This is a genomic window from Bifidobacterium angulatum DSM 20098 = JCM 7096 (assembly GCF_001025155.1).
Taxonomy (GTDB): Bacteria; Actinomycetota; Actinomycetes; order Actinomycetales; family Bifidobacteriaceae; genus Bifidobacterium; species Bifidobacterium angulatum.
Genome location: NZ_AP012322.1, coordinates 944,083 through 964,026, shown reverse-complemented (window position 1 = coordinate 964,026; position 19,944 = coordinate 944,083). Strand labels below are relative to the sequence as shown.

Sequence of the window (19,944 nt, the reverse complement as noted above, 5' to 3'; positions counted from 1 at the left end):
TACGAGGGGATGCCGTTTGTTTCGGCATCCCCTCGCCATATGACCAGGTTGCACTCATGGCATATACCCGCAGCAGCGACCAACTTCCTTACTCGGCCTTTGGCTTCAGTACAATGCGGTACGCAGACACCATGGATGCCGGGTCAAGATATGTTTTCTCACCACTGCGAATTCCCCAATGCAGGCATACGTTATCGCAATGGTCGGAGCTCTCCCCCACCTTGGCAAAGGGCTGCCCGCGACGTACCGATGCCCCTACGCCAATGTCCGTAATGGCCGGTTCAAAAGTCAAGGCCATGTCCCCATACTTAATGCTCACCACATCTTTGCCTGCCACCTTTCCGGTAAACGAAACCATCCCATCACCAGGGGCGAGGATCTCCTCACCCGTCCGCGTCTGCAGATCAACGCCTCGATGCCCTGAAAGCCACGGCTGCGCCGGCCCATCGTATGCCTTCAGCACACTGACCGGTTTGCGCAATGGCCAGTCGAACACAGCATGACAGGTGTCTCCCCATGCGGAGATCACCGCCACATACCCCTCATGTCCCGTATCCGCGTCACTTACCGCAGCTTTCTGCCGCATATCGCATGCATTGCTCTCCACCGCCACCGTACTGCCTTGTCCCGTCTGAACCAGACATAGCGTCGATGCCGCCAATACGATCAGAAGGCATGCTACAGAGACCCTGATCAGTCGCGCACGACCTTCGACCACATGCGCCCATATTCTTCGTCGCGTCTTTCCCCCGTCGCACCCATACCCGGTCGTCATCTCATCTCCTTTTGCTGGCAAAGACCTTGTCAGTCCACCATGATGGATGCGGATAATCAATGTCCAGTCATACGGAAAATGTGGATAGTACCCTCTCGGTTTTTCACAAATTCATTACAAATGGCAAGTCAAAGGAAAACGGCTCAGTCATCGCGTCAAAGGCTGCTCATCGATGGGCGAATACGAATACAAGAAAACCCCGTATAAAACGGGGTTCAATCGAGCGGACAACGGGACTCGAACCCGCGGTCTCAACCTTGGCAAGGTTGCGCTTTACCAACTAAGCTATGTCCGCAAAAATCCTCGAAGGATTTCGTGGGTGATGTAGGAATCGAACCTACGACCCCTTCCGTGTGAAGGAAGTGCGCTAGCCGCTGCGCCAATCACCCATAACTCTTCAATTATCTCCAGCCTTTTTACAGCTTGAGTGGGCGATACAAGATTCGAACTTGTGACCCCTTCCGTGTCAGGGAAGTGCGCTACCTCTGCGCCAACCGCCCAGGTCTGCAAAAAATAGGCGGCATGCCGCCTCAGTCCGAGAGGTGGGTACGAGAGTCGAACTCGTCTATACGGCTTTGCAGGCCGCTGCCTAACCGCTTGGCTAACCCACCGTAAAGGTCTGTCAACTCTTCGGACCTAGAGCGGACAACGGGACTCGAACCCGCGGTCTCAACCTTGGCAAGGTTGCGCTTTACCAACTAAGCTATGTCCGCCTTGTGTTCCCAGCAGTCGTTCCTGCCTGAGCACGAGTAATTACTATAGTACTTCCCGCCCGATTTGCAAACCCGGCGTGTCGCGTCTGCTCGCCTGCGGCGTAAACGGCATGATATCAGCACCTAACCCGGAATTTCCGGACTATGCTTACCAAATATGAGTGAAGAACGAGAAACCGTGATGCTTGCGGCATTCAGCGGCTGGAACGACGCATGCCAAGCAGCGACAAACGCCATTCATCAGCTCATTGACGCCTATGACGCGCGCGAAGTCCAACACATCAGCTGCGAGGGCTACTACGACTATCAGGTATCACGCCCGACCTTATGCCGGGTCAACGGGCATGCGCGTATTGTCTGGCCGCAGACCACGTTCTACGATATTCCGCTCTCCCCCACCAAGCATTGCCTTGTAATGCTGGCCCCGGAGCCAAACTATCGGTGGCGCGAATACTGCAGGGAAAGTCTGCACATCGCCGAGGAGCTTGGCGTGAACCGCATCATCACGCTCGGATCCATGTTCGCCGATTGCGTTCATACCAGGCCTCTCCCTATCGGCGTGTGCGACGATATGGACTGCAACAGCGAATGCGATTGCGGCGAATACAATGGCCCCGTCGGCATCACCACCATTCTGGAGGCCATGGCTAGGGACCACTCCTTCGCGGGAACGTCAATATGGGTTTCCGTGCCCCAATATATGGGTAACGACGACTGCCCCATGGGAACGTTGGCGTTACTCAATACGCTGGAACGGAAACTAGGCACGACATTCGAGACCGCAGGGCTTGCCAAGGAAACGCAGGAATGGCAGGCCAAAGCTTCCATGCTCGTTCGATGCAGCAATCAACTGGAAGATTACGTACACCATCTTGAAGAGGATTGGGACAAGGCAAAGCAGGCCAAGGACGAGGCATCCGCCGAAGATCCGCGCAAAGCCGATCAGCTGGTCCACGAAGCGGAGGAATTCCTGAAGAGATTCTGACCGGTGCAATGCCATCGATAAATTACACACAGCCATAATCATGGGGCGTCCGGATACAACAACCTGGACGCCCCGTACTCTTGGTCGATGCGGATCAGCGTAGCAGCGATCTGCACATGGAACGGTATTGGCTCACATATCCTCCTCCGAAGAAGACACAGTGGCCGGCGATCGGATACAGCTGCCACAATGTCTGACGCTCCTGCCATCCGGTCTTCAACGGATGCACGGATTGATAGCCTTCGATAATATCCCGGAAATAGGTGATGCCGAACAAGGCAAGCATAGACAGGTCTTCCTCACGATGCCCGCCATGTGCGGCTGGGTCGATAAGCACGGCTTCGGTTTTGCCTCGATCCGCGGTCCACATGACATTGCCGCTCCATAAGTCACCATGTACTCGCGCAGGCTTATCGGCAGCGGCTCGTCCAAGCAGATCCGGCAGCGCGGCAATCACATCCTCCGTGAGCTCGACGTCATACTGGTCGAGTTCGCCACGTTTCACACCAAGATCAACCATGGGGCGCAGGCGACCTTGCGCATAATACGTCGCCACGTCATCCCATTCGCCGGTATCCATCGGCACAGGATCCTGCAGTGGACCAAAATAGCAAGTCCCTTCATAACCGTCAGGGGCAGACCCGAAATACGGTGCGCCTGCATCATGCATCCTCGCCAGGGACGCGCCAAATGAACGGGCAGCCTCGATGGTCGGCATGGCAGCATCGACCCGTTCGATGTCAAGATAGCCGTCTGACCAGCCGAACACATCAACGACGCGAGAACCACCCTGGGATTGAGCTTCACCCAACCATTGCAGACCACGTCCCTCGCACTCGAAAAAACCTTTCGGAGCAAACGCCCTGTGCTTACGATATGTCGCCATTACGACTCCTTTTTCTGAACGGTCGATGGCCTTATTGTGTGCATCGCGTAAGACAATCGGAACGATATGGGCAAAAGTTACGCCTGGTGGCATTCGCTGAGTAAAGTGGCAACAGTCAATACCAGTAACCATTCATAATTCACGGAAGTGAACTAGGGAATATAACGACATCATGAATTTTTTCCAAGCGATTTTTCTTGGACTCGTGCAGGCGCTGACCGAATACCTGCCCGTTTCATCCAGCGCACATATCCGCATCGTCGGCGACCTGATGATCGGCCGCGACCCTGGAGCCGCATTCACCGCCATCATCCAGATCGGCACCGAACTGGCGGTGATCCTGTACTATCGACGCGACATCATCCGCATTCTGGGATCATGGTTCGGCTCGCTATTCGGCAAGGAAGGCAAGGACTGGAAATCACGCCTCGGTGCGCATAACAGGGACACCCAGATGGGCTGGTTCATCATTATCGGCACATTGCCGATTCTGGTCGCCGGTCTGCTGTTCAAGGATGTCATCGAAACGACACTGAGGAACCTGTGGATTACCGTCACCGTGCTTGCCCTCTTCGGCGTGCTGCTGTGGGTGTTCGATTCCCGATCCAAGCAGATCAAGACAATGGACGACATGACCGCCAAAGACGCGCTGATTTTCGGTGTAGGACAGATGCTCGCCCTTATTCCAGGCGTTTCCCGTTCCGGCGGTACCATCACCTTCGGCCGCGCTATGGGCTATACCCGTGAAGCCGCAGTACGCACCAGCTTCCTGATGGCCATTCCTGCCGTATTCGGCGCAGGTATTCTTGAAGCGGTATCAGCGGTGAAGGACGTCAGCGCATGCTCCGCGACCAAAGCCGCCGACGCCTGCGCCGCAATCGGAGCCTTCCCCGGCTGGGGCGCCACCATTGCCGCAACCATTGTAGCGTTCTTCATCGGGTATATCGTGATCATCGCCTTCCTGAAGTTCGTCAGCTCCTTCTCCTATAAGGCATTCGCCATTTACCGCATTGTACTTGCCGTAATCGTCGCATTGCTGCTTATCACCGGCAAACTGCCTGCCATCGACCCATCCATGGCAGGATGAGCTTTTCATAGACAATGAATAGGGGGCCTCCCGCTAGTCGGCGGGAGGCCCCCTATTCATTGTCATGCCCGCACACCTTATAACGCACGGCATTCAGGCCCATACGGCGATCTCAGCCCAACGCATCCTTCAGCTTAGAGAAAAACCCCTTCTTGCCCTTTGCGGCAGCAGGACGAGAGCTTTGTGCGACATGGCTTGCATCGGCATCATGGGAATCGGCGAACCGCTCCATCAATTCGCGTTCGTCATCGGAAAGCTTGGTCGGGATCTCCACAGCGACATGCACCACCAGATCGCCACGCTCGCCATCGTCACGCATGCGCCCTGCGCCAAGCCCCTTGAGCGTTACGGTGTCTTCCGGCTGGCAGCCCGCCGGCACCTCCAGGTTCTTGGTGCCATCGAACGTTTCGATGTCGATCTCGTGGCCAAGCACCGCCCAGCTCATCGGCACGCGTACCCAGCAGTGCAAATCGTCGCCATCACGAGTGAACTGCTTGTCGGCCTTGATATGAATGTCCACATACAGGTCGCCTGCGGCACCACCGCATTCACCCACTTCGCCTTGACTTGCCAAGCGAATACGGGAGTCGTCGCGAATGCCAGCCGGCACATGCACGCCGATGCTTCGTGTGGTGCGCACACGACCGTGCCCCATGCAGGAAGCACACGGGTTGGTGATGATATTGCCGTGCCCCTCGCAACGTTCGCACGGCGCCGTGGTCATCATCTGGCCGAGCATGGTGCGTACAACCTTCTGTCGCATACCCTGCCCCTGGCAGTCGGGGCATGGAGTGGGCTTGGAACCATCGGCTGAACCGGTGCCGGAACATTGCGGACACAGAATAAACGTGTTGACGCGCACCTGCTCGGTACCACCGAATACCGCGGTCTTCAGCTCAATGGTCATGCTGGCCAGGGCATCACGGCCCGGCTGCATACGCGGAACAGGACCTTGGGATCCCCCGAACGAACCACCGAAGAACGAGCTGAACACATCGCCCATATCGCCCATATCGAAGCCGCCGCCGAACCCACCGGCATTCGGGTTGTTCGGGTCGACGCCGGAATCGTACATGCGGCGCTTCTCGGCATTGCCCAACACCTCGTAGGCGTTGTTGACCTCTTTGAACTTGTCCTCGAATTCCGGGCCGGCGATATCGGGATGGTATTTACGGCTCATCTTGCGATAGGCCTTCTTGATCTCATCCTCGCTTGCGTTGCGGTCAACGCCCAGTACCTCGTAATAGTCTGCCACTCTACTCAGTTCCTTTGCTCTTTTCGGTTGCTAGCGGGTAATTCTGTCACAAGGCAAGGTCACTTGCCCAGTTCCTCATGCGCCAGAAAGGACGTCAGATACCTCGCAACGGCATGTACCGCGGAGATGGTGGTCGCATAATCCATGTGGGTCGGGCCGATCGAACCGACGAAGGCCACCGGATCGCCCGTGGCGTCATGGACCGCGGTCATGGTCGACTGCGATGTTTCGCCATCGACGTCATCACGCTTATCGGAGTGCTCCGCCACACCGTTCTCGTCCCCGGGCGTTTCGGCAACGGCCGCTCCCGTATGACCCGCATGACCGTACCCACTGGTCACCACGGCGGCGTTCAGCAATCCCGGCGTATGGGTTTCCGACCCGATGGCGACATTGACGCCATCGCCCCGAAGCGACTCCTCGCTCAATGCGCTCATCAGCTTCATAAGAACCACCTGCTCCTCAAGCGCATCGAACAGTGGAGCCATATCAGCAGCCGAATGCTGATGGGCCAGATGCGAGGCCCCGGACATATATAACTCGCTGGCGTTCTCATCGTCGGCCATCGAAACGAACGCATGCTCCAATTGCATCGTCAATGCCTTGAATCCGATGAAGCGCTGATCGTTCTCCAACGATTGCATCCGCTGCGCGGCCTGTGCGAACGACAGTTCGGAACATGCCGCGTTCAACGCCTCGGTGAAACGCGCGATGGCGTCCGACGACGGCATAACCGATACCTGCAAGGTATGCTGTGCGACCCTGCCGGTATCGGTGACCACCACGGCAAGCAATACATTCATAGAAACCGGCACAAGCTCCACATGGCGTAACGTCGATTTCGACAGCGACGGCGAGGCGATCACGGCAACCTGACCGGTAATCTGAGCAAGAAGGCGGGCAGCTCGCTGCAAGGTATCCTGCAGATTTGCCGATCCCGACAGGAACTCCCCGATACCACGACGCTGCGCTTCGGAAAGCGGCACCACCGTGGCCAGCTGATCCACGAAATACCGATACCCTTTTTCCGTGGGCACACGACCGGCCGAAGTGTGAGGCTGGGTAAGATACCCCTCATCCTCCAGCGCGGCCATGTCGTTACGCACCGTAGCCGAGCTCACGCCAAGATCATGCTTGCGGGCAATCGCATTCGAGCCGACGGGTTCCTGCGAACGAATGTAATCCTCGACGACGGCACGCAGCACCAACAGTCTGCGTGATTGCTGCATGCATACCTCCTCAGTACATAAACCATCGTTCATTGTAAGCGAACTTTTTCACTGCCATACGGAAAAGTTCGTTCGCAGCGAAGTACGCCACAAACGAGAACGCTAACAGAACATGAATTACCAAAACACGCCAAATAATGCACGATATTGCACGTAACGTCGCATCGCGACGCTAGCATAGGAACCGCAATGTGAGGGCGTCATGCGCCCGGCACAAGCCGGATACGCGGCCCGACCAATTGGAAGGAAAGTAATCCATGACCGAATTCAAGGAGACCGAGCTCGACGAGCGTGCCATCAAGATGGCCAAGGTCCTCTCTGCTGACGCGGTTGAACGTGCGGGACACGGCCACCCCGGCTCCCCCGTTTCTCTGGCGCCGATTGCCTACACGCTGTATCAGCACTTCATCAAGCATGATCCGAACGATCCCAACTGGGAAGGCCGCGACCGTTTCATTCTTTCCGGCGGTCATGCCTCCCTCACCCAGTACGTTCAGCTCTACTTCTCCGGCTATGGCCTGACCCTGGACGACCTGAAGAACTTCCGTGGCGGCGCTGCCACCCGTACTCCGGGCCATCCTGAATACGGTCTGACCCCCGGCATCGAAATGACCACCGGCCCGCTGGGCCAGGGCTTCGCTTCCGCCATCGGCTTCGCCTACGGCCAGCGCTACCAGCGCGGTCTGCTCGACCCGGAGGCCCCGGCAGGCGAATCCCCGTTCGATCACAAGATCTGGGTCATCTGCGGCGAAGGCGATATCGAAGAGGGTATCTCCGGCGAAGCTGCATCCCTTGCCGCCAACCAGGAGCTCGGCAACCTGACCGTGATCTTCGATGCCAACCGCATCCAGATCGAAGGCGATACCAACCTGGTGCTGGCCGAAGACGTGCTCAAGCGTTTCCAGGCCTACGGCTGGTACACCGACGAGTTCAGCTTCATCCAGCCCGACGGCTCCTACAAGGAGGACGTCGAGGGCCTGGCCGACACCATCGCCAAGGCTCAGAAGGCCGCCCCGAACCAGCCGAAGCTCATCAAGGTCGATACCCTGATTGCATGGCCGACTCCGGGCAAGACCAACGATCCCTCCTCCCACGGTTCCAAGCTGGGCGCCGAAGCCGTCGCCGGCCTCAAGAAACTCCTCGGCTACGATCCGGAAGAGTCCTTCCATGTGGACGAAGAAGCCCTGGCTCACGCACGCAAGGTTGCCGAGCGTGGCCTGGAAGCCCACAAGGAATGGGATGAGAAGTACAACGCATGGCGTAAGGCCAACCCGGACAAGGCCGCTCTGTACGACCGCATCAAGGCCGGTGAGCTGCCGGAAGGCTTCGACAAGGCTCTCGACGATCTCGAGGACACCTTCGAAGTCGGCAAGAACATTGCTACCCGTGGCGCCTCCGGCTCCGTGCTGAACGCCATCGCCGCCGTCATGCCGGAACTCTGGGGCGGCTCCGCCGACCTCGGTGGTTCCAACAAGACCGATCTTAAGGGCGCTGAGACCTTCGCCCCGGCGAAGTGCGCCACCAAGCAGTGGCCGGTCTGCAGCCCGTACGGCCGTCAGCTGCATTTCGGCGTGCGCGAGTTCACCATGGGTACCATCACCAACGGCATCCTGCTGGGTTCCCACACCCGTCCGTACGGCGGCACCTTCTTCATGTTCTCCGACTATGAGCGTTCCGCCGTACGTCTGGCCGCCCTCATGCAGATTCCGAACCTGTATGTGTGGTCCCACGACTCCGTCGCAGTCGGCGAAGACGGCCCGACCCATCAGCCTGTCGAACACCTGGCTTCCTTCCGCGCCGTCCCGCAGCTCGAGGTCGCTCGTCCGGCCGACGCATACGAGACCGCCGAAGCCTACCGCTACTTCTTCGAGAAGAAGAACACCCTGCCGACCGCTATGGTTCTGACCCGTCAGGGCGTCCCGGTGCTCGCCGAGACCGCCGAGAAGGCCAAGGACGGCGTGAAGAAGGGCGCGTACGTGCTCATCGACACCGAGGGCACCCCGGACGTCATCATCATGGCCACCGGTTCCGAAGTCCAGTGGGCCGTGGCCGCTGCCAAGACTCTGGCCGGCGAGGGCATCAAGGCTCGCGTCGTGTCCGTGCCGTGCGTCGAATGGTTCGAGGAGCAGGACGCCGAATACAAGGAGGCAGTGCTGCCGTCCGCCGTCAAGGCTCGCGTGTCCGTCGAGGCCGGCGTTGCCATGCCGTGGTACAAGTACCTCGGCTCCTACGGCAAGCCGGTGTCCATCGAGCAGTTCGGCCTGCAGGGCGATGGCGCTCAGAACATGATCGATCTGGGCATCACCGCTGAGCATGTGGTGGAAGCCGCCAAGGCCTCCATCGCCGAAGTCGAAGCCGCAAAGTGATTCCACGGAGGGACGTCGCAGCATATCGGCGTCCCTCCCCCTGATATAACAGATTTGTTCCATAACGGAATATAAGGAGAAAAAACAAATGACTGAAGCAACTCAGCGCACGTCCGATTCCGGCGTTTCCATCTGGCTGGACGACCTGTCCCGCTCCCGCATCGAGTCCGGCTCCCTGCAGGACCTGATCGCCAACAAGAACGTCGTCGGCGTCACCACCAACCCGTCCATCTTCCAGAAGGCTCTGCACGAGGTCGGCCCGTACGACCCGCAGCTGAAGGAACTGGGCAAGGTTGACGTTGAGACCGCCGTACGCGAACTCACCACCACCGACGTGCGCAACGCCACCGACATCTTCCGCGAGATCGCCGAGAAGACCGACTTCGTTGACGGTCGCGTCTCCATCGAGGTCGACCCGCGCCTGGCTCACGAGACCGAAGCCACCGAGAAGCAGGCTGAGGAACTGTGGGCTAAGGTCGATCGTCCGAACGCCATGATCAAGATCCCGGCAACCCTCGAAGGCCTGCCGGCCATCACCGCCACCCTGGCCAAGGGCATCTCCGTGAACGTCACCCTGATCTTCTCCCTGGAGCGCTATGAGCAGGTCATCGACGCCTACATCGAGGGCATCGCCCAGGCTGCCGCCAACGGCCACGATCTGAAGCACATCGGCTCCGTCGCTTCCTTCTTCGTCTCCCGCGTGGACACCGCCGTCGACAAGCTGCTGGAAGCCAACGGCTCCGACGAGGCCAAGGCCCTCGAAGGCAAGGCTGCCGTCGCCAACGCTCGTCTCGCTTACGAACTGTTCGAGAACAAGTTCGCCAACGATCCGCGCTGGGCTGAGCTCGAAGCCAAGGGTGCCAAGAAGCAGCGTCCGCTGTGGGCCTCCACCGGCACCAAGAACGCCGCCTACTCCGATTGCAAGTACGTCGACGAGCTGGTTGCCCCGTTCGTCGTCAACACCATGCCGGAGAAGACCCTGAACGCTCTTGCCGATCACGGCAACGGCGCTGCCTCCATCCAGGGCACCTACGAAGAGTCCCACGCCATCATGGACAAGCTGGCTGAGCTCGGCATCAACATCAAGGATGTCACCGACAAGCTGGAAGCCGACGGCGTTGCCGCCTTCATCAAGTCCTGGGACACCGTTCTCGCTGACGTCCAGGCTGGCATCGACCGCGTCAACGGCTGAATCATTCGCTGATACAGCACCGTTCAACGGTATATAGCTAGAAGAATCCCCGTCATCATCAGATGGCGGGGATTCTTCGTAGCAGACAGCTGACTCAACGCAGTCATCAGCGCGACCGTTCGATCATGCCACGTCAGCGCAAACGAAAGCGGTGGTTCCACTCCACCAACCGATGCATGGTAGGGAACGGAACCATCGCTTCTGTCGTCCGTCCGATCACCGGTATCGACGACTCATACAATCATGGATATCACTGGTGGTAGTACTCCAGGAAGTCGGTGAGCTTTCCGATGGCATCCTTAAGCACTTCGATGCGCGGCAGGTAGACCACGCGGAAATGATCGGGATTCTTCCAGTTGAACCCGCCGCCGTGCACCACCAGAAGATGCTCATCCCTAAGCAGATCAAGGGCGAACTGCTCGTCATTGGTGATATTGAATTTCTTCACATCGATTTTCGGGAAGATGTAGAACGCGGCCTTCGGCTTTTTAGCGGACACCCCCGGGATGGAATTCAGCGCCTCATAGATGTAGTTGCGCTGTTCATAGATTCGACCACCGGGAACGATATAGTCGTTCACGCTCTGATGCCCGCCCAGGGCAGTCTGCACAATCGACTGTGCCGGTACATTCGAGCAGATACGCATGTTGGTCAGCATGTTCAGCCCCTCGATATAGTCCTTCGCTATACGTTTATTACCGCTGAGCACCATCCAGCCGACACGATATCCAGCAATCATATGGGACTTGGACAGCCCGGAGAACGTCACACAGAACAGATCCGGTGCCAAAGACGCAATGGAGGTATGGGTGAGGCCGTCCATAACCAGGCGATCGTAGATCTCATCGGAGAAGATGATGAGCTGATGCTCCCTGGCGACCTGGACGATCTGCTCCAGCACCTCCTTCGGATACAATGCGCCGGTCGGATTGTTCGGGTTGATGATCACGATGGCCTTGGTCTTATCGGTGATCTTGGCCTTCATATCGTCGATGTCCGGATACCATTCGGATTCCTCATCACAGACATAATGCACGGCGGTGCCTCCGGCCAGGTTCACGCATGCTGTCCATAGCGGGTAATCCGGCGCCGGTACAAGAACCTCGTCACCGTTATCGAGCAAGGCGGACATACTGAGATTGATGAGCTCGCTGACGCCATTGCCGGTATAGATGCCATCGATGCTGACATTAGGCAGATTCTTCAGCTGGGCATACTGCATAATCGCCTTGCGTGCGGTGAACAGACCCTTTGACGGAGAATACCCCTCCGTATCAGACAGCTGCTGCGCCATATCGTATACCACTTCGTCGGGGGTACGGAATCCGAAGGGAGCCGGGTTGCCGATATTGAGTTTCAGAATATGAGTGCCGGCCGCTTCCATACGATCCGCCTCGTCTACGACCGGCCCGCGGACATCATAGAGTACATTATCGAGTTTGTGAGATTTGGTAAAAGTACGCATTGGCTTATGTTCCTCCGATTGCGGCATTGTTGTTTCCTGCGATTCGTTCGTCCGCTCATCCCGTTCAGGCAATGAGGCGATATCGTGTTCCATGGGAACGTCCTCTCCCATCAGCCATTGCTCGTTCACCCGCAGCACTGCGGCAAGAAAATGAGCGATGTCTGGTCGGGGTACTGTCTTGCCGCTCACGTATTGACTCATATGGCTCTTGCCGAGCTTAACATCATACCGTTCGGCCTCATGCACGAAATCAATTTGCTTCATTCCCCGAAGCGCCATGATCTCATTGAGCCGGGCAGCAAACGAATCTTCAGCCATACCGTCCCTCCAGTTCAATTTGACGGAAACACTGGTTCAAAGTCTAACACCGCCCGGCCGACAGTCCTATGAAAAGTTCAATCTTGAATGTAACATTTATGCAAACAGTTCCGACGCAAGTTCAATTTCATTCGATTTTGAACTTACGTCGGTACCATGACGAACGGCTTTCCTATAGCAGACGCGATTCAATCCACTGTGCCACGCCATCCTCGTTATTGGCGGGACAGACCTCATCGGCGATCTTCAGAACCTCCGGATTGGAATTGGCCACAGCCACTCCCCTGCCGGAACGTTGAAGCATGTCGATATCGACCAAATCATCACCGAAGGACGCCGTCCGCGATACAGGCACGTTGAAGCAGTCGGCGAAAACATCAAGCGCATGCTTCTTGTTCGCCTGGGGATTCATCAGCATCCATAACGATCCTTCGGAAATATGGACATCGAAATCGGCGGGGATCAGCGTACGCAGACGAGCCCACTGCTCGGGCTCCGGAAACATGATGATCTTATCGCTGATGCCATCGGGAACATCCTTGAAATCGGTATACCGCCAAGTCTGTGTTTTCCAATACACGCTGACATCGAAATTCGTATACCGCACATCGTCCATCACGATGCCGATCTTCAATCCCGGCATCTCGTCCAACAGGAATCGGCATACCTCGCATGCGCGGCCTGACGAGAAGCCTATTTTCATCAGGTGTCCGTCGGATGGCATCACCCCACTCGTGAGCATGTCGTAATCCGACAGTGCCGGGTCGATATCAATCAGCGCGCCATTCAGATACGCCACGCCATCTACAGGAAGCTGCTCGACGAACCGATACCCAGTACTCACCGGTCTGGCGGTCTCGACTATGAACTTCACCCCTGTGTCATGCATACGACGAATCGTATCGATGGAACGCTGCGTGATGAAACGATCCTCGAATACCTGTGCGTCATGCAACAGCGTGCCATCAAGATCGGCGATCAGCATCGATGTCGGCATACGGTCATCACCGGCCTTTGCGTTATGCATCACAGCAGCCCCTCGCAATACGAGCGCACGATCTGCGCGGAATGGTGCAACTTGGCTTGCTCTTCATCGGTCAATGTCAATTCGACGATCTCGTTGGCACCATTGGCGCGTAGCTCGGTGGGTACGCCCAGGAACACATCATGCTCGCCGTATTCGCCGTCGAGCAATGTGGAGACGGGAACAATACGCCGCTCGTCCCACAGAATCGTCTGAACGATCCCGGCAACCGTGGAAGCGATACCGAAATTCGTTCCGCCTTTGGCATCTTTGATGACATTGCCGCGATCGCGCGTCTTGGATTCCAGATCATCGGTGGAAACGGAAGAGAACCGATTCCTGTTGTCGGCAAGGAATTGGGCGAACGGTTTGCCGCCGAGCGAAACGGCCGACCAGGGGACAAACTGGGAGTTACCATGCTCCCCCATGACGAAACCGCCGACGTTACGCGGGTCCAGCCCGGTCTCCTCGCCGATAATGGTCTTCAGTCGAGAGGTATCAAGCGCCGTTCCGGTACCCAGCACCTGGGTGCGTGACAGTCCGCTGCGCTTCCACACGTACCATGAGATTACATCCACCGGATTGGACACCACCACGATCACGCCATCGAAACCGCTGGACATGATGCCATCGGTGATGTCTCCGATGATACCCAACGTGAATTGCAGCTCCCCCATTCGATCGGCGTTCTTCGGCGGGCGACGACCAGCGGTGATGACAACGACATCGGCGTCACCGCAATCGGAATAGTCGCCTACACGCACCTTGACATGACGATTCAGAAATTCGCTGCCATCATCAAGATCCCTGCACTCGCCCATCGCCTTGCTCTGAGCCGGATCGATCAGTATCAGCTCATTGCACAATCCTTGCGTGATGATGCTGAACGCCGTGGTCGAACCAACCTGGCCGGTGCCGACCACAACAACCTTATTACTGTTCACGGAAACCATCGTGATGTCCCTTTCCCAAAAAATCAAGGATAAACAAAAACGCCGGCCCATGGTATTCACCATGAACCGACGCCGCACACGGATGACTCAGATAAGACCGAACTTGCTCAGCAATCCAAGAGCGATGATGATCGCGACCCAGAGCAGCGCAATAATAACCGTCCAACGATTCAGATTCTTCTCTGCCACGCCGGAAGTACCCGCGTTCTGAGTAAGACCACCGCCGAACATGTCGGAGAGGCCGCCGCCCTTGCCCTTATGCATAAGAATAAGCAGCGTCAGCAAGCAGCTGAGCAGCACAACAACAATCTCAAGTGCGATCTTGACAGCAGTCACGAGTCAATTACCTCCGGGTTTCAATACAACTGTGCTATAGCATAGCGCAACGTCTTGAGAAGACCATATTGCGGTTTACATGGTGGGAACGAACGGTCTTACGCGTTCGACCCGTCTGCGATACGGCATATCTTGGCGAATTCATTTGCGTCAAGCGAAGCCCCGCCCACCAGGAAGCCATCCACGTCAGGCTCCGCGATGAGTTCCGCGGCGTTTTTCGAAGTCACCGAACCGCCATAAAGAATACGTACGCTATCGGCTACCTTCGACTGGAACGTCTCTTTGAGATCGGCACGGATCGCCTGTGCGGCATCCTGTGCGGAATCCGGCGTAGCGACCATGCCGGTGCCGATAGCCCACACCGGCTCGTAGGCGACGATCAGTTTGGCAGCCTCGTCCTCGTTCAGATCACGGGTAACGTCACGCACCTGACCGACCGCGAAATCAAGCTCAATGCCCTGACGACGCTCCTCGAAGCTCTCCCCCACGCACAGAATCGGACGCATCCCCGCAGCCAGTACCGCACGTACCTGATCGACGATATTGGCATCATCCTCAGGATGGTATTTTCTCCGCTCGGAATGGCCGATAATCACATATGTGCATCCGAGGTGGGCGAGCATGTCAGCCGAGATATCGCCGGTGAAGGCACCCTGATTCGTCACGGAAACCGCTTGGGCGCCATATTTGATATGCAGCTTGTCGGCTTCGACAAGCACTTGAACGCTGCGCAGCGAAGTGAACGACGGGAATAACGCGACCTCGCAACGCCTATAGTTGAATCGCGCATCTCTCAGCAGCCAGGCAAGCTTCTGTACAAAATATGTGGCTTCGAGATGATCGAAATTCATCTTCCAGTTGCCTGCCACCAGCGGCTTGCGCTTCGCTACCATAAGCACGACTCCTTATCGTAAAGGGTGAGGGGCAGTTCCTCACAGAGCCGCCCCTCAACCAATCACATCAATGGTTCCAGAAAGAACCGTTCTCTCAGTCGAGCACCTTCAGACCAGGCAGTTCCTTGCCTTCAAGGAACTCGAGGGAAGCGCCGCCACCAGTGGAGATGTGGGAGAAGCCGTCCTCGGGGAAGCCGAGGTTGCGCACTGCGGAAGCGGAATCGCCGCCACCGACAATGGTGAATGCGCCGGCGGCAGTAGCGTCGACCAGGCCCTGTGCCACGGCCTTGGTGCCTTCGGCGAAGGTCGGGACCTCGAACACGCCCATCGGGCCGTTCCACACGACGGTCTTGGAATCGACGATCTTGTCGTGGAACAGCTTCTGAGACTCCGGGCCGATGTCCAGACCCATCTTGTCGGCCGGAATGGCGTCGGCTGCCACGACTTCCGGAGCGATGTCCTCGTCGGACTTCGGGAAGACCGGGTTCAGCACGACATCGGTCGGCAGTACAAGCTCAACGCCGTTCTTCTCGGCGCGCTCCATGTAGCCCTTGACGGTTTCGATCTGATCCTCTTCCAGCAGGGAAGTACCGACCTCATAGCCCTTGGCCTTGAGGAAGGTGTAGGCCATGCCGCCGCCGATGACCAGACGATTGGCCTTGTCCAGCAGGTTGTCGATCACGCCGAGCTTGTCGGAGACCTTGGAACCGCCAAGCACAACGGTCAGCGGGCGTTCCGGGTTCTCGGTGGCGCGGGACAGAGCCTTGACTTCCTTCTCGACCAGCAGGCCAGCGGCGGCCGGCAGATCAGCGGCCACATCGTAGTTGGAGCCCTGGGCACGGTGCACGACACCGAAGCCATCGGACACGAAAGCCTCGCCGAGAGCGGCGATCTTCTTGGCGTATGCGGCGCGCTCTTCCGGATCCTTGCTGGTCTCCTCCGGGTTGAAGCGCACATTCTGCAGCAGCACAACGTCACCGTCGTTCATTGCGGCGACCTTGGCCTGTGCATCCTCACCATAGGTGTCGGCTGCCAGCGGAACCTCAACGCCAAGCAGTTCGCCAAGGCGAGCGGCAACCGGAGCCAGGGACAGCTCCGGAACGACCTTGCCCTTCGGACGGCCGAGGTGAGCCATCAGGATGACCTTGGCGCCTTCTTCGCGCAGGGCCTTGATGGTCGGCAGAGCGGCCTTGATGCGACCGTCGTCGGTGATGGTGGTGCCGTCCAGCGGGACGTTGAAATCAGCGCGAACCAGAACGCGCTTGCCCTTGAGATCTCCAAGATCCTTGAGTGTCTTCATGTGTATCCTTTCCTAACCGCGTAACGCGGAAAGCGGCGAGTTCTTACCACTTCGCATAATACAACAGACCCACCACTCGGGTGGGCCTGAAACAGAGGATTTACCTCAAAATTTTTCTGAACCGTTCAGGAAAGCGAACGGGATGTCTTTTCCGCCAGCTGAAGCAGACGACGGATACGGCCGGCGATGGCGTCCTTGGAAATCGGGGGTTCGGCAAGACGCCCCAGCTCTTCAAGGCTGGCATCGCCATGCTCAAGACGAAGCTTACCGGCCACGCGCAGGTTCTCCGGTACATCGATGCCATTCTTCTCGAACATGTCGAAGGCCTGACGAACCTTGTCGCACGCCTCGGCTGCGGCCTTGGCGCTTCGGCGCATATTCGCATCATCGAAATTGGCCAGTCGATTGGCCTTGGAACGGGTTTCGCCATCGGATCGTTTTCCGGTCCAGTCACGGGACGAATGCACTGCGCCCATGGAATTGAGCATACGCTCGATGGAATCCGGGTCGGTGAGCGTCACACGGAAGGATTTGCTGAGCTGACGCGGTTTCGCGGTGATGCCGAGACGCCGAGCCAAGCCGGCCAACGCCATAGCCGCCTCATTGCTGGGGCAGATGATCTCCATATAGGGATTCTTGCCGAGATCGGAGAGGATTCCTCTGGCCATGAAGGCACCACGCCATGCGGCACGCACCTGGGCGATCTTACCCTGCACGATTTTTGCCGGCAGTCCGCGGACGGCCCTGTTGCGGTCGATAAGACCGGTGGCGACAGCAAGGTTCACCGCTCCGCGCTCGACCTTGACGACATGGTACTGATGCGTCCCCTTAGGCGTGGTGCGCGTGGACGTGGCAAGATGCGCCTCAAGGTTGTACAGCTCTTCGATGTTGTTCTTCAACCACTGAGCCGCAATCAGAGAATCAAACGTGGCAAGCATGACGATCTGCTTCTGGGCGTTATTCATAAAGCCGCCTGCGAAGCGAATCATAGTAGTGACCTGCGCCTTACGGGCGTCCACCTTCTCATCTTCCAGCTCAGCAAGCTCGCTCTTCACATCATCGATAAACGCCAAGAGCAGACCTCCTCAATTCTTCTGTTCCATTGCTCTATGCAGACCTGTCGCGGGAATCACACACGACTTCACCGAAGTTCTGTGATACCGACCTACTTGGACAAGACTCTCTCAGATTTCGCTATTTTAAAACCACTCGTCTCGCCATGTGAGCATTATTGCCAATGCGCGATGAGACCGTCAACGGCGGCGACGCAGCTCACGCGCGGAAACACTGACCTCAAGCCCATGGGCACGCAACCGTTTCGCCAACGCCTCGCTCATTGCCACGGATCTGTGCTGCCCGCCGGTGCACCCGACCGCAATGGTCACAAAATGCTTGTCTTCCTTCGCGTAGCCGTCGATGGCGATCATCAGCGCCTTCTCGTACGCATCAAGGAATTCCATCGCCCCACTGCTGGACAGCACGTAATCGGACACCGCCTTATCCTGTCCATTCAACTCACGTAGGCTCGGCACCCAGTACGGGTTGGGCAGGAACCGCACATCCGCAACGAAATCGGCATCCGTGGGAGTTCCGTATTTGAAGCCGAAGCTGAAGATATGAACGGACACCGTCGACGGCCCCGAGCCAACCATCGCCTCGTACAGTTTCGTAGACAGCTGATGGATATTCAACCGAGAGGTGTCGATGGTCATATCGGCATGTTCTTTAAGCCCTTGCAGCAGCTGGCGTTCCTCCTTGATGCCGTCGATAAGGCTATTGCCGTGCTGCAGCGGATGCGGACGCCTCACCTTCTCGTATCGGGTCACCAGCACATCGTCATTGGCATCAAGGAACAGGATCCGCGTGCGGACGCCGAGATCGTCGAGATGGCTGAGCACTTCGTTCAGATCGTCAAAGTAGGCGCGGGAACGCACATCGATCACGGCAGCCAACTTGTGGACGGCGGCGTTATCGGAGACCTTCGTCGAAGGCCCGGCCGCATTGGTCATCATGTCGACAAGCGGCACCAACAGCTTGGGCGGCAGGTTATCGACCACATACCAGCCCATATCCTCCAGACAATCCGCCGCATGGGAACGCCCAGCCCCCGACATGCCTGTGATAAGCAGCACTTCGAATGTGCTGGCCGGCGCAGGCAGATTCGCCTCGCTGATGGTTGGCTGCATCGCATTCGTGAACCCATCGTTCATCACAACGCCTCCTCTAGCGCTTTGCGCATGGCCGATTCCAGCGCACTGTCACGTTTCGAATCATCCATTGCCTCACTCGGCGGGTCACCATCCCATACGCCGGTCATCAGCCACACCTGGATCATGGCCTGGTACAGCAGCATCTCCTCACCGCCTATGATCGCACCGCCGTGCCCCTTCCAGGCTTTCATCAGATCGGTGGGACGCGGATCATACACGACATCCAGCAATGTTCCCGTCACGGACGAGACGGCATCAGACAGTTCCTGGGCGATGCCGTCGGCCGCATGACCGGGAATGGTGTTGATGACGACATCCGCCTTGCTCAGCACGCCAACGGCATCGTCCATGCCGACGATATCGATGGGGTGCTCGCCCGGCAGGAATTTGCGCGCCAACGGTTCGAGATCGGGATTCTTGCCCGGATGGCGGGCCATGACCGTCACATGGCCGATATCCGGCATCATCGTGCAGGCGGCCAGCGCCGAGGTCGCCGTGTTGCCGTTGCCGATAATGACGGCCTCTCTCGATCGATCGCCTGGGATGACAACCCCACGAACCCCATAGGCGTGCTCGAAGGCAAGTTGGATGCCCAGCACATCGGTGTTGTACAGCCTGATCGCCGGAATACCGGAAATACCTGAGGGATGCGGGGCTGCCCAGTCGAACACGACGGTATTGGCGACATTGAGCTCCTTCGCCCACATGTTCGACGGTTCCCCATACGGCTGAATCGTCTTTTTCAACGGCATGGTCAGGCTCAACCCGGCCCACTGGGGATCAAGAGACCGCAGAAACCCCTCGAGATCGCCTTCGCCCACCTCGTATTTGCCGTAATGCCAATCGTCAAGACCCATAGCACGGTACGCCGCATTATGCAGCACCGGCGACAACGAATGCGCGATGGGCTTGCCCAGTACGGCACAGCGATGGTTGATAATGGTCATACCCTTATCT

At 57.6% G+C, this 19,944-nt stretch carries 17 protein-coding genes and 5 tRNA genes; 4 read left to right on the top strand and 18 right to left on the bottom strand.

Annotated features, from left to right (window positions below):
• Positions 1-88 precede the first annotated feature (88 nt).
• The 6 genes from BBAG_RS03860 to BBAG_RS03835 all read right to left on the bottom strand — a co-directional run bounded on the left by BBAG_RS03860 (position 89) and on the right by BBAG_RS03835 (position 1,488).
• The gene (locus BBAG_RS03860; protein ID WP_003826301.1) at positions 89-586 is read right to left on the bottom strand and encodes a M23 family metallopeptidase; all 498 of its coding nucleotides are present in this window, start codon (positions 584-586) and stop codon (positions 89-91) included.
• 411 nt (positions 587-997) lie between these two features.
• A tRNA-Gly gene (locus tag BBAG_RS03855) sits at positions 998-1,070 on the bottom strand.
• Positions 1,071-1,091: 21 nt separating this feature from the next.
• Positions 1,092-1,164 (bottom strand) — tRNA-Val (locus tag BBAG_RS03850).
• Between the two features lie 39 nt (positions 1,165-1,203).
• Positions 1,204-1,275, bottom strand: a tRNA-Val gene (locus tag BBAG_RS03845).
• Between the two features lie 40 nt (positions 1,276-1,315).
• Positions 1,316-1,386: transfer RNA gene (locus BBAG_RS03840), tRNA-Cys, on the bottom strand.
• 29 nt (positions 1,387-1,415) lie between these two features.
• Positions 1,416-1,488 (bottom strand) — tRNA-Gly (locus BBAG_RS03835).
• 157 nt (positions 1,489-1,645) lie between these two features.
• On the opposite strand from BBAG_RS03835, the gene BBAG_RS03830 reads away from it, so the two are divergent.
• Complete coding sequence (locus BBAG_RS03830; RefSeq protein WP_003826299.1) at positions 1,646-2,473, top strand: PAC2 family protein; 828 nt, start codon at positions 1,646-1,648, stop codon at positions 2,471-2,473.
• Between the two features lie 94 nt (positions 2,474-2,567).
• On the opposite strand, the gene BBAG_RS03825 is transcribed toward BBAG_RS03830, so the two are convergent.
• On the bottom strand, positions 2,568-3,359 hold the full coding sequence (locus tag BBAG_RS03825) for a fructosamine kinase family protein (protein WP_033508165.1): 792 nt from the start codon (positions 3,357-3,359) through the stop codon (positions 2,568-2,570).
• Positions 3,360-3,531: 172 nt separating this feature from the next.
• Here BBAG_RS03825 and BBAG_RS03820 point away from each other — a divergent pair, with 172 nt between their 5' ends.
• On the top strand, positions 3,532-4,446 hold the full coding sequence (locus BBAG_RS03820) for an undecaprenyl-diphosphate phosphatase (protein WP_003826296.1): 915 nt from the start codon (positions 3,532-3,534) through the stop codon (positions 4,444-4,446).
• 112 nt (positions 4,447-4,558) lie between these two features.
• On the opposite strand, the gene dnaJ is transcribed toward BBAG_RS03820, so the two are convergent.
• Together dnaJ and hrcA are read right to left on the bottom strand one after the other, a co-directional pair.
• Positions 4,559-5,701, bottom strand: a complete 1,143-nt coding sequence (dnaJ, locus tag BBAG_RS03815; protein ID WP_003826294.1) for a molecular chaperone DnaJ — start codon at positions 5,699-5,701, stop codon at positions 4,559-4,561.
• Between the two features lie 59 nt (positions 5,702-5,760).
• Entirely contained in the window at positions 5,761-6,930 is a 1,170-nt protein-coding gene (gene hrcA, locus BBAG_RS03810; protein ID WP_033508167.1) for a heat-inducible transcriptional repressor HrcA, read from the bottom strand.
• A 257-nt stretch (positions 6,931-7,187) separates the two neighbouring features.
• Here hrcA and tkt point away from each other — a divergent pair, with 257 nt between their 5' ends.
• Complete coding sequence (tkt, locus tag BBAG_RS03805; protein ID WP_047750094.1) at positions 7,188-9,296, top strand: transketolase; 2,109 nt, start codon at positions 7,188-7,190, stop codon at positions 9,294-9,296.
• An 88-nt stretch (positions 9,297-9,384) separates the two neighbouring features.
• On the top strand, positions 9,385-10,488 hold the full coding sequence (gene tal, locus BBAG_RS03800; protein ID WP_003826288.1) for a transaldolase: 1,104 nt from the start codon (positions 9,385-9,387) through the stop codon (positions 10,486-10,488).
• Positions 10,489-10,738: 250 nt separating this feature from the next.
• On the opposite strand, the gene BBAG_RS03795 is transcribed toward tal, so the two are convergent.
• The 9 genes from BBAG_RS03795 to BBAG_RS03755 form a co-directional block, all read right to left on the bottom strand.
• Positions 10,739-12,271 (bottom strand): aminotransferase class I/II-fold pyridoxal phosphate-dependent enzyme, encoded by a 1,533-nt coding sequence (locus BBAG_RS03795; RefSeq protein ID WP_003826283.1) that lies wholly within the window; start codon positions 12,269-12,271, stop codon positions 10,739-10,741.
• 172 nt (positions 12,272-12,443) lie between these two features.
• A complete protein-coding gene (locus BBAG_RS03790; RefSeq protein WP_003826281.1) occupies positions 12,444-13,298 on the bottom strand; it encodes an HAD family hydrolase in 855 nt (284 codons plus the stop codon).
• A complete protein-coding gene (locus BBAG_RS03785; RefSeq protein WP_033508169.1) occupies positions 13,298-14,248 on the bottom strand; it encodes an L-lactate dehydrogenase in 951 nt (316 codons plus the stop codon). Before BBAG_RS03785 ends, BBAG_RS03790 begins: the two co-directional genes overlap by 1 nt.
• Before the next feature lie 87 nt (positions 14,249-14,335).
• Positions 14,336-14,584: a preprotein translocase subunit SecG gene (gene secG / locus BBAG_RS03780; RefSeq protein ID WP_003826276.1), complete on the bottom strand. Its 249-nt coding sequence runs from the start codon at positions 14,582-14,584 to the stop codon at positions 14,336-14,338.
• Between the two features lie 98 nt (positions 14,585-14,682).
• A complete protein-coding gene (gene tpiA / locus BBAG_RS03775) occupies positions 14,683-15,477 on the bottom strand; it encodes a triose-phosphate isomerase (RefSeq protein ID WP_003826273.1) in 795 nt (264 codons plus the stop codon).
• 94 nt (positions 15,478-15,571) lie between these two features.
• Positions 15,572-16,777 carry a phosphoglycerate kinase gene (locus tag BBAG_RS03770; RefSeq protein ID WP_003826271.1) on the bottom strand — a complete coding sequence of 402 codons (1,206 nt, stop codon included), beginning with the start codon at positions 16,775-16,777 and terminating at the stop codon, positions 15,572-15,574.
• A gap of 125 nt (positions 16,778-16,902) precedes the next feature.
• Entirely contained in the window at positions 16,903-17,850 is a 948-nt protein-coding gene (whiA, locus tag BBAG_RS03765; protein WP_003826269.1) for a DNA-binding protein WhiA, read from the bottom strand.
• Positions 17,851-18,030: 180 nt separating this feature from the next.
• Positions 18,031-18,987 (bottom strand): RNase adapter RapZ, encoded by a 957-nt coding sequence (gene rapZ, locus BBAG_RS03760; protein WP_003826268.1) that lies wholly within the window; start codon positions 18,985-18,987, stop codon positions 18,031-18,033.
• Positions 18,987-19,928 carry a shikimate dehydrogenase family protein gene (locus BBAG_RS03755; RefSeq protein WP_193352301.1) on the bottom strand — a complete coding sequence of 314 codons (942 nt, stop codon included), beginning with the start codon at positions 19,926-19,928 and terminating at the stop codon, positions 18,987-18,989. Before BBAG_RS03755 ends, rapZ begins: the two co-directional genes overlap by 1 nt.
• Positions 19,929-19,944: the final 16 nt, after the last annotated feature.